This window comes from Brenneria rubrifaciens (assembly GCF_005484945.1).
In the GTDB taxonomy this organism is placed as follows: Bacteria; Pseudomonadota; Gammaproteobacteria; order Enterobacterales; family Enterobacteriaceae; genus Brenneria; species Brenneria rubrifaciens.
Genome location: NZ_CP034035.1, coordinates 942,313 through 953,136, shown reverse-complemented (window position 1 = coordinate 953,136; position 10,824 = coordinate 942,313). Strand labels below are relative to the sequence as shown.

At 51.2% G+C, this 10,824-nt stretch carries 10 protein-coding genes and 2 pseudogenes; 4 read left to right on the top strand and 8 right to left on the bottom strand.

Annotated features, from left to right (window positions below; all coding sequences use genetic code 11):
* Positions 1-98 precede the first annotated feature (98 nt).
* Positions 99-1,028 (top strand): recombination-associated protein RdgC, encoded by a 930-nt coding sequence (gene rdgC / locus EH207_RS04490; RefSeq protein WP_137712905.1) that lies wholly within the window; start codon positions 99-101, stop codon positions 1,026-1,028.
* Positions 1,029-1,108: 80 nt separating this feature from the next.
* Here the strand turns inward: rdgC and EH207_RS04485 are convergent.
* From EH207_RS04485 to uxuA, 7 genes and pseudogenes are all read right to left on the bottom strand, one after another.
* Positions 1,109-2,644 (bottom strand): annotated as a pseudogene (locus EH207_RS04485) (methyl-accepting chemotaxis protein); the annotation flags it as partial.
* 20 nt (positions 2,645-2,664) lie between these two features.
* On the bottom strand, positions 2,665-3,858 hold the full coding sequence (locus tag EH207_RS04480; RefSeq protein WP_137712904.1) for an IS4 family transposase: 1,194 nt from the start codon (positions 3,856-3,858) through the stop codon (positions 2,665-2,667).
* Between the two features lie 64 nt (positions 3,859-3,922).
* A complete protein-coding gene (locus EH207_RS04475; RefSeq protein WP_246048941.1) occupies positions 3,923-4,222 on the bottom strand; it encodes a hypothetical protein in 300 nt (99 codons plus the stop codon).
* Positions 4,223-4,731: 509 nt separating this feature from the next.
* Complete coding sequence (ppnP, locus tag EH207_RS04470; RefSeq protein WP_137712903.1) at positions 4,732-5,016, bottom strand: pyrimidine/purine nucleoside phosphorylase; 285 nt, start codon at positions 5,014-5,016, stop codon at positions 4,732-4,734.
* Between the two features lie 155 nt (positions 5,017-5,171).
* On the bottom strand, positions 5,172-5,693 hold the full coding sequence (gene aroL / locus EH207_RS04465) for a shikimate kinase AroL (RefSeq protein ID WP_137712902.1): 522 nt from the start codon (positions 5,691-5,693) through the stop codon (positions 5,172-5,174).
* A gap of 257 nt (positions 5,694-5,950) precedes the next feature.
* Positions 5,951-6,304 (bottom strand): annotated as a pseudogene (locus EH207_RS04460) (L-asparaginase); the annotation flags it as partial.
* A gap of 72 nt (positions 6,305-6,376) precedes the next feature.
* Positions 6,377-7,573: a mannonate dehydratase gene (gene uxuA / locus EH207_RS04455; RefSeq protein ID WP_137712901.1), complete on the bottom strand. Its 1,197-nt coding sequence runs from the start codon at positions 7,571-7,573 to the stop codon at positions 6,377-6,379.
* Positions 7,574-7,864: 291 nt separating this feature from the next.
* Here uxuA and EH207_RS04450 point away from each other — a divergent pair, with 291 nt between their 5' ends.
* Positions 7,865-9,358 (top strand): mannitol dehydrogenase family protein, encoded by a 1,494-nt coding sequence (locus EH207_RS04450; protein WP_137712900.1) that lies wholly within the window; start codon positions 7,865-7,867, stop codon positions 9,356-9,358.
* Between the two features lie 27 nt (positions 9,359-9,385).
* Here EH207_RS04450 and EH207_RS04445 read toward each other — a convergent pair whose 3' ends face one another.
* Positions 9,386-10,117: an FCD domain-containing protein gene (locus EH207_RS04445; protein ID WP_137712899.1), complete on the bottom strand. Its 732-nt coding sequence runs from the start codon at positions 10,115-10,117 to the stop codon at positions 9,386-9,388.
* Positions 10,118-10,351: 234 nt separating this feature from the next.
* On the opposite strand from EH207_RS04445, the gene EH207_RS04440 reads away from it, so the two are divergent.
* Positions 10,352-10,570, top strand: a complete 219-nt coding sequence (locus tag EH207_RS04440) for a hypothetical protein (protein WP_137712898.1) — start codon at positions 10,352-10,354, stop codon at positions 10,568-10,570.
* A 23-nt stretch (positions 10,571-10,593) separates the two neighbouring features.
* Positions 10,594-10,818: a hypothetical protein gene (locus tag EH207_RS04435; protein WP_137712897.1), complete on the top strand. Its 225-nt coding sequence runs from the start codon at positions 10,594-10,596 to the stop codon at positions 10,816-10,818.
* The last annotated feature ends 6 nt before the right edge of the window (positions 10,819-10,824 follow it).

Here is a 10,824-nt window from a genome sequence, read left to right as displayed (position 1 = left end):
TCTTATTTTATTCTACATTCGCCCGCCGAATTCGTTATCATGCGCGCTGCATCAATAAACCCGCGTGCAGACCTGCGCGCCCAGTCAGGGATAACACCATGCTGTGGTTTAAAAATTTAATGATTTACCGCTTAAGCCGGGACGCTGTTTTGTCCAAAGAGTATGCGTTGTCGGGGGATAAACTGGAAAAACAGCTCAGCAGTTTCGCTTTTACCCCTTGTGGCAGTCAGGACATGATGAAAACCGGTTGGGTATCGCCAATGGGTTCCCGCAGTGATGCGTTGACTCATGCGGTTAATGGACAGATTGTTATCTGCGCCCGCAAAGAAGAGAAAATCCTGCCTTCTCCCGTCATCAAACAAACTCTGCAAGCCAAAATCGAGCGTCTGGAAGCGGAGCAGCACCGTAAACTGAAAAAGACCGAGAAAGACGCGTTGAAAGACGAAGTCCTGCATAGCCTCCTGCCGCGTGCTTTCAGCCGGTTCAGCCAGATCTGGCTATGGATTGATACGGTAAATAATTTGATCATGGTAGATGCGGCCAGCGCCAAAAAAGCCGAAGATACGCTGGCGCTGTTACGTAAAACGCTGGGCTCGCTGCCCGTCGTGCCGCTGACGATGGAAAACCCGATAGAGCTCACGTTAACAGAATGGGTGCGTTCCGGCGAACCCCCGGCGGGTTTTGCCTTACAAGATGAGGCCGAGTTGAAAGCCATTCTGGAAGATGGCGGCGTGATCCGCTGTAAAAAGCAGGATCTGGTTAGCGACGAGATTACGGCGCATATAGAAGCGGGCAAACTGGTCACCAAGCTGGCGTTGGACTGGCAGGAGCGTCTTCAACTGGTACTGTCAGACGACGGTTCGCTGAAACGGCTGAAATTTTCGGACACGCTGCGCGAGCAGAATGATGACATCGACCGGGATGATTTCGCGCAGCGTTTCGATGCCGATTTTATTCTGATGACCAGCGAACTGGCGGCGCTGATAAGTAATCTGATTGAAGCGCTTGGCGGCGAAGCCAAACGCTGATTTGCGCGTTTGGAAAATGAAGCCCGCCGACGTTAACGCCGGCGGGCTTCATGGCATGACGGACCGTCAAACGCCCCGGATTATACCCGGAAGTGCCCTATTACAGCGTTCAGCTCTTCTGCCTGAGACTGCAACGCGGCGGAAGCCGTGGCAGACTCCTGCACTAATGCCGCATTCTGTTGCACCATGGAATCCAATTGCGCCACCGCTTTGTTGATTTCATTAACTCCGCGCATTTGTTCATCCGCCGCATTGGTAATCTCAGACATCACTGAGGTTACCGTCGATACGCCGCCCACGATTTCGTTCATCGTAACGCTGGCCTGACGAACCTGCGCTGAGCCGGCGTTCACACTGCCCACGGTCGATTCAATCAATACTTTGATTTCTTTCGCGGCCTGCGCGCTGCGCTGCGCCAGATTACGAACTTCCGAGGCGACTACCGCGAATCCGCGTCCCTGTTCACCCGCACGGGCCGCTTCAACGGCGGCATTAAGCGCCAGAATATTTGTTTGGAATGCAATCCCATCAATCACGCCGGTGATATCGCCAATTTTGCCGGAAGCGGCAACAATGTCTTCCATCGTGACGATCACATCGGAGACGACTTTCCCCCCCGTGCTCGCATCCTTCGCCAGCGTCAGCGCTTTTGTATTCACCTGCTGTGCGGAACCGGCAGACTGCGTCACCGTTGCGGATATCTGTTCTAATGCCGCCGCCGTTTGCTGAATATTGGAGGCCGCGGATTCCGTGCGCGCGGAGAGATCGTTATTGCCGGCTGATATTTCATCCGCCGCCACTTGAAGCGAGGCACTGATATCCCGGATCTGAATTATCACTAGGCTGAGCTTGTCGATAAAGGTATTGAATGAACGTGCTATCTGCGCCACTTCATCATGCCCTTCATCGGGCAGACGCTGAGTCAGATCGTTATTGCCGTTGCTGATATCGTCCATCGCATCACGAACCAACAGCAAACGCTTAAGCGTTGACGTAATAATAACCCCGACCACCAGCGATCCTAACAAAGCAATGACCAGCACCGTACTGACGGAGGTAAACAGCAAAGAGCGCATGCCTTCTGTGGCTTCCGTTTTATCCAGCGCCACCAGCATATACCAGTCAGTGCCGTGAATCGGCTTAGCCAGCACCAACTTTGTGACGCCGCTGACGTCAACATCTATGGGGGCGGCTGACGCCAGCAGGTCGGTCAGTTGAATGTCCGGTGCAATCTCGGTGATGCTCTTCAAGGTAAGATTTTCATCAGGATGGGCGATAATCGTGCCATCTTTGGCGATCAACACGCCAAAGCTGGCCGGGGTCGGATTAATCGACTTCACGTTTTCAATCACGCTTTGCATCGTCAAATCACTGCCCAACACCCCTTTGACCGAGCCGCCGTCCAGCACCGGAGCCGCGAAAGAGACAATCAACGCTTTGGTCGACACGTCGACATAAGGTGCGGTGACAATCGGTTTCCCTTCCTTCACCGCCTGTTGATACCAGGGACGGATCGTCGGGTCGTAATCGGCGGGGACGCCTTCGGAATTCGAAAACTTCGCCGTTTTATTCTCATATCCCATGTAAACGTTAATGAACCCGCCTGAAGCGCTGAGGGATCCCCACAAAATCAGCGCTAATAAACCAACACTATACTCCGGTAGGCTTTGGCGAGGTGCTCAAGAACGGTGCTCAGCACCGTTCGTCTTAACATTAGCGGAGAGTGTCGCAGGACATTCTCCGCTAACGTCAGGTACGAAATGACCCGCCGCGATTTCAGACTGTTGGCCTGATATCTAAGATGTAATCCCTTATTTTCAGCATCATAGCCCAAAAGCCATAGGACTGCTGTTGCCAGCGTCGCCAGCAGACTCAGCACCAATAGGCGTCCTGCCGTACCACTATGGCTGGCACGCAGACCAAAACCAAATCGCTCACTTTTCTCGTCACGAAAATTCTGCTCAATCTGCATTCTGCGGCTGTAAAGTTTCATCACTTCACGTGGCTTAAATTCGTTTGTGCTGCTGAAAATAAGCCAGGGCTCTTTGGCCGCTGAACGTCCGTCGCGCTCCTGAGATTTACGCTCAATACGGCAGCGGGCATGGCGATGCTTTCTGCCCTTCGCCTCTTTTTTATGCAGGTAAAAATGACCGTCACAGCGGGAATACTTTGCACGGGCGAATGTACCCGTCCCGAGGTATTCCGGTTTATTACTGGCCTTCAGTTCCTGTCTTCTGAACCAGTTCTCCCCTTTTCTGTCCAGACGCAGCAGCGTATTTCCCCGCACCCGCCCAATAAAATCCCAACCCAGTGATTTGATATGGCGAAACCAGGCATTCTGAAACCCGGCATCAGTGACAATAATGACTTTTTTATCAGATGACACGGCGTTGCTGAGCGCATCCAGAAATGCTTTTTGAACATGAGGGTTCTGCTGTTTATCCGAAGGGACAACCTGACTCATCAGGGGTATGGAACGCCCATCACAAATCAGGCTTGCGCGCAGAACATGGAATGCCTGTGAAGGGTAGCCGCTCCAGTCAACAGCGATTACACACCATGAAAGTCGCTGCGTCAGTAGTGAGGTAATATTCCTGAATATCAGAGGGATATCGCTATGAAGCTCGATATTACCCAGCAGACGGTCAGTCCGTTTAATCTTGTGTTTTACCTGTGCTGTCCCGGGAAGATATCGTCCAATACTGGTCAGGGTGAGGGATGCGCCACGCGTTAAAGCAGCGGTAGCGTCGAGAAGGGCATTCTGTCGATATTTGTGAAACGGGGCTAAAGCGTCCCGGAAAAAGTTCTGGCATACTTGGCGAGCAGGCATAGAAGTGATCTCATTGAATTGGTTGCACAATCAGTAGATCACAAAACTCTATGCCTGTCTTTTTTTACCCGCCCATTACTGGGGATTCCTCAGCGCCTGAAGCGGCAATTTGCTTAAACACAGGAATAGGATCGTCATTGACCAACACATTGTCGTGAAGTGAGGAAATCATCCGCGTTTTAGATTCCACCCACTCGCCAATCGCCATACTGTGGCTGGTCGCAACCGAATTCAGCATGTTATTGATAGACACTTTATTGGCATTATTTACGATGGTGTAGTTCAGAAAAGTATTTATAGTCAGAGAAAGTACAATCATAGCAGTACAAACCGCGATAATACGGGATCGTGTCGTTTTCAGCATAGGAAACTCTTAGTATGGAATCGTTATATAAACGATAACGGCACCCTAAAATAAAACTTGAGGCTGCTTACACGTAATCCCCTTAATTGGGAATAAAAACGTCAGAGAATGCAAACATATTCAACTGCCTCTCTTGTAAAAAAAAGCGTTTAAAATTAACGATAAACGATATTTAAAATCAAATTGTCTCAAAACTAGAAATAAGCAGAATATAAAACCAAACTCAATAAATAAGAAAAACATATATATCTTGCTGATGTCGTGATGTCACCACCCACATCACTGGATGCAATATTACTGTCAGGAAAATGTTAAAAAAAACACATAAAGCATCTCGAAATCAACTTAATAAAGAAAGTAATTATATGAATCCATTAAAATCCATATTAAATATTACCTTTAACGGGTTATACGCTAAAATACGATTAAAAAAAATCAATAAGTAAAGACGCCGCTTTTCGTAAACATAAAAGCGGCGTTGAATAATTGACTTAACAGAAAAGAAGCAACTAGAGGTATTTACACAAATAGGAAGAAGCGTCTGCTACCTGTAAATTGAATTCACTTTGTGCTGGAACGAAAAACGATTCCCCAGGCATAAACACCTCCCAGTCGGGCGCACCAGGTAACAAAACTTTCAGCGCACCGGTAATCACCGTCATCTCTTCAGCCTGACCCGTCCCAAACGTATACTCTCCCGCTTCCATCACACCAACACTGGCACGGCCAATACTCCCGCTGTCAAAACCAATAGATTTCACTTTCCCGGTAAAATACTCGTTTACATTCAGCATAGCGTGGCACCTATAGTCGAGAAAAAATTAAGAAAATTCATCTTAAAAGGAGAACTGAGCCACTGTCACTATCTATTCAATGAAAGTGCGTTATCGCTAACACCAACCGGTGATTTTTTTCCAGTTCCCGCTTTTCGACACCCATTTTTTCCACTCTACGCGACCGAAAGACGCAGCGCGTACAGCACGTTTGCGACAATCACCGTCGGATCTTGCGCCGCATCAATAATATGATGGGCCACACTACGATAAAGCCCCTCACGTGCGGCCAGCACATCCGCCATCTCTTCGGCGATAGGTCGCCCGGTTAGCGTAGGGCGTTGCTGATCCTGCGGGTTTTCTTCAAGACGTTGCGCCAATAAGTCTGCGCTGGCATGGAGATAAATCACCGCCCCTCGATCAAGCATAAAACGGCGATTCGCGTCTGAAAGCACCATGCCGCCACCGGTGGCAATGACGCTATGATTAGAGGTTACCTGATGCAATGCGAGGCTTTCACGCTGCCGGAAGCCATGCCATCCTTCCTGGGCTACAACCTCGGCCACGGTCATCTTGCAGGTCTGTTCCATAAAAACGTCAGTATCGACAAAGTCATATCCTAACGCCCGCGACAGTTGTTTGCCGACAGTGGTTTTCCCACACCCTCTGGCGCCAACCATAAAAATGGGTTGTGTCATCTAATGACGTATCCTTATTTCTACCAAGACCATTAACATCATCATGTTACTGCCAGGTCATTAACGTTGTTTATCAAATCATATCGGTAAAGTCCGCTGAGATAAAAGCCGAATAATGCCTTTACCCTCAGGGAATACGCTCACCAAAACACAGAAAAAGGCTCCGTAAAAAACAACGGAGCCAGAATACCTATCTTATTCCCGCCGTTTTTTCGGCGCAAACGCGACGACTGCTTCCGTCAATCTTGAAACGTCGGTTAATGAATTGGGGAATATTCCTGAATCACTGCCGGATTGATTGTTTTCGTCAACGCCAGCAGCAGGATAGGAGATTTCGCCGGATTTAGCCAGTCAGACACCAGAGCGGGCCGACGCGCATCCGGCGGAACAATATCACTGACGGTGAGGCGGGAATGAACAACAATGATACCTTTACGTTCCGCTTTACGAATACCGGCATTACCGTGTTTGAAGACGCAGCCAGCGCCCATGCCGGCATAGACGATCCCTTTGACGCCATGCGCGCCGCATCATACAGGTATTCAGGATCGTCCTGATAGCCAAAAATGCCATCGACTACGGGAAGGTTTTTCCAGCGTGGTCACGTCAAAACCGAACAGATGGCGTGGAGTAGGACGTTGATCAAGGTATTCAGGCCCAATGCCCCGGCGTTGTACTCCGTCTCATCCCTGCGACAACTCAGGGAACAGAGTACGTTTCAACGCAAGTTCGACACCACGAATTTCCGCCAGCCCTTTAAGTCGTCCAATCGCCGAATAGCCGGGGTTGGTTTTCTTCTTCAGATCGTCGAGCATCTGGTGGCCGTGATCCGGGCGCATCGGAATCAGGCGCAAATCCCCGGCGTTTTGGCGACGCCGTTCTTCCGTCAAAATCGCCTTGATGACCGCGACCATGTCTACATCGCCTTTCAGATGCTCGCCTTCATGGAAGGTTTTCGGGTTTTCTTCCCGGCAGGTTGCGCGCAGATGGGTGAAATGAATGCGATCACCGAAGGTTTCAATCATCTGAACCAAATCGTTATCCTCCCGCACGCCGTAAGAGCCGGTACACAGGGTAAAACCGTTATTGATGCTGTCCACCGTGTGCTTAAGCCACTGCATATCCTCAATGGTGGAAACCACGCGCGGCAGACCCAGAATCGGACGCGGCGGATCGTCAGGATGAATCGCCAGCCGAATTCCGACGTCCTCCGCAACCGGCACAATTTGCCGCAAAAAATACCCCAGATGTTCACGCAACGTCGCGTGATCGATGCCATCATATTCCGCCAGACGATCGCGGAATTGCGCCAGCGTATACCCTTCTTCCGAACCCGGCAGACCCGCAATGATATTCGCCGTCAGACGGGCGGTATCCTCTTCCCTCATCGCATTGAAATAGGCCGCGGCCTGGGTTTGCTCTTCAGGCGTATAGTCACGCTCGGCGCCGGCGCGTTTCAGTATGTGCAGTTCGAATGCCGCAAAAGCGATCTGATCGAAACGCAGCGCTTTAGCGCCATTTGGCAATTCGTATTCCAGATCCGTTCTCGTCCAGTCCAGCACCGGCATAAAGTTGTAGCAGACCGTATCAATGCCGCACCGCGCCAAATTGCGCAACGACTGCTGATAGTTTGCGATATAGTGCGGGTAATTGCTGGTCTGCGTTTTAATTGCTTCATGCACCGGCACGCTTTCCACCACCGACCATACCAGCCCTTTGGCCTTCAGTTCGGCTTTGCGCTTTTCAATTTCTTCAATCGGCCACACTTCTCCATTGGGAATATGATGCAGCGCCGTGACCACGCCCGTCGCCCCCGCCTGCCGAACATCGTCAAGTGATACCGGATCTTTCGGACCGTACCAACGCCAGGTTTGTTCCATATCGAATGACCTTATCAATCTTCTAAACGATGACCAAAGCCTACATCAACCGATTTTCGTGTCAAACAAAAAGCTAAATTGGTTGATCAATTACACAAAAATAGCGAATTTTGGACAAACAAATTCCCATAATCCGGCTTAATCCCTATATTATCGTCACCCTATTTTATGTCATTGTCTTATTATGTTCGCTATTTACTCAGCTCGATAAATTTGGTCTGATAGATTTACAATCTCATCCTTCATCCGTTGACCGCCCCCGCCGGGGCAAAGATACGCGAGAGAGCCCCTATGAAAACAACTGAGGCAAAATCACTTGATATCGCCAGCTTTCCGCTGGCGGAGGACATTCGTCAGCCGCACTACGATCGTAAGGCGCTGAAAAGCCGTATCGTCCACATTGGATTCGGCGCTTTTCACCGCGCGCATCAGGCGCTGTTCACTGATCGGGTGTTGAACCAGCAAGGCGGTGACTGGGGGATTTGTGAAATCAGCCTATTCGGTAATGAAGAACTGATTAAAACGCTGCGCCGACAGGCACACCGCTACAGCGTGCTGGAAAAAGGGGCGCAGGGTCATCAGGCGATAGTGATTGGGTCTGTCAATGAATCCCTGCATGCGCGTCTGGAAGGCATAACGGCGGTGATAGAAAAACTGGCTGAACCCCAGGTTGCCATCGTTTCGATGACGATTACCGAGAAAGGCTATTGCATCGATCGCCGTAACGGTACGCTGAATTGGCAAAACCCATTGATCAAAACCGATCTGGAGACGCCGGACGCCCCAGCCTCGGTGCCCGGTATACTGGTGGAAGCGCTACGGGTGCGCCGGGAACGCGGGCTGCCGCCTTTTACGATACTTTCCTGCGATAACATGCCAGAGAATGGCCGCATCATAAAAACCGCGGTGCTAGAACTGGCGAAAGCGAGAAACACGGTGCTGGCTGAGTGGATCGAAATGCAGGTAACCTTCCCTAATACCATGGTCGATCGTATTGTCCCGGCGGCGACGCCGGAAACATTGCAGGAAATTGCCAATGTGCTGGGCGTGAGCGATCCCTGCGGAATCGCCTGTGAACCGTTTATCCAATGGATTATCGAAGACCGGTTTACCGCCGGGCGCCCTGCGTGGGATCGGGTTGGCGCACAGTTGGTCGAGGATGTACGTCCCTTTGAAGAGATGAAGCTGCGGATGTTGAACGGCAGCCACTCTTTCCTCGCCTATCTTGGCTATCTTGCAGGCTACCTGCATATCAACGACTGTATGGCCGATGAACACTATCGCCGCATCGCTCACCACCTGATGATGAATGAACAGGCACCTACGCTGAACGTCTCCGGGGTTGATCTGGCGGACTATGCGAATCGGTTGATTACGCGCTACGCCAATCCAGCGCTGAAGCATCGCACCTGGCAAATCGCTATGGACGGTACGCAAAAATTGCCTCAGCGTATGATGGATTCGATTCGCTGGCATATTCGTCACGGCAGCGATTGTCGCTGTTTGCTGCTGGGTGTGGCGGGCTGGATGCGTTATGTCAGCGGCACGGACGATGCCGGAATGCCTATTGATGTGCGCGATCCGATGTTGGAACAACTCCAGGCTATTGTCAGCCAGACGGCTGACGGCGAACCGCGCGTGCGCGGACTGCTGGCGCTGCCCGGCGTGTTTGGGGAGGATTTACCGCAAGATGACGCGTCCGTCCCGCAGTTGATCGAGGCTTATCAAACTCTTCTGAAGCAGGGCGCCAAAGCGACTGTAGCGGCGCTGGCACGTACGCTATGACGCTGATTTTGAATAGAAGCCAGTCGATTATGACTCCACTCGCGGCACCGACTCAAACAGGTAGCCGTCGAAAGCGGGGTCATCCACGTTCGAGATTTCCAGTAGTTTATCCTTCACATTTTCCAGATGCTGCCACATCGCCTGACGGGCCAATTTCGCGTCGCGCCGGGAAACCGCCCGCAGGATGGTTTCGTGATCGTCAAGCCACCGGCGCTGGTAGCTGAAATCATCGGTATGAGAGTGGATGCCCTGCCACATCGGGCTGCGTTTCCTCGCTTGCCACACCTCATACACCATATTGGCCAGTACGCTGTTTTGCGTTGACTGGGCCAAAAGGCAGTGAAATTGTTCGTCTGCGCTCTCGGCCACGCTGCCGCTTGCCAACGAAACGCTCTCCTGTTCAATGGCCTGGCGCATTTTGATAATGTCGCTTTTAGTCGCCTGCATCGCGGCAAAAGCGGCGACTTCGCTTTCCAGCAACTGGCGGGCCTGTAGCAGTTCAAACGGGCCGTAACCGCTGTCCACCGCAATGGTTTTTTCCGATGCCTCAGGGATCTGCATGACATAAACACCGGAGCCTTTGCGCACTTCAACCAGCTTTTCCAGTTCCAGCATGATCAAGGCTTCCCGAACCACACTGCGGCTGACATTGAACGCCTCGGCAATATCCCGCTCGGGAGGCAGGCGATCGCCAATCTGATATTTCCCTTCTAATATCTCGGCCCGAATATTGCCGCCAATTTGCTGATATAACCGCATACCACCCTGCCCTTTCACCAGACATCTGCCATAATTTTAAATTGGCCGGACCAAAAAAGCCAATCAGTCATCCAAATCAGCTAAAGTATAACATGAAGCCTTGGATCCCCGTCCGCGGAATGCGTGATATGAATCGCGGGATTGAACGCTCAGGCACATTCAGGTTACCGACCGTACAAACACAGTTTATATACCCGTTTGGCGGACAGAACCTACGATAAGCCGGTGCCAAGGGTGCTGGCCGAACATGATTCCGTGCTAGATAGCCCTGACCTGCTTAACCCGTTCGACAGGAAATTCACTCACCCGAGCAGCAGGCTCATCTGGTATGGCAATCCCCCTGCCCGCGCCGCTTCTTCACGCGTGCTAATCCGCAGCGATCGCCTGTCCGAATGGCGCGTCAGCCAATTTTTACCTATGTCGATTCTGTTCTCGCCGGAAAATAAAACTTAGGGTTCAACTGACGCGGTGGTTATTTGCGCCAACGACAGGCCGATGCCGACCCGCGTCAGTGTCAGGACAGAAATTCACGGTGGTATGTCGATTGGCGCGTTCAGGAAAAGGACAAAACTCACGTACGCCTGACCTTCAATCCCTATATCAACTGGCAAACCCGGTTCATGAGCAAGGTACTGGCGGGGCTGAACCGTCCCTTCGGGGCAATTGTCATTATTCAGTCATCAAAATCGTCTACATTGTGACCAAAA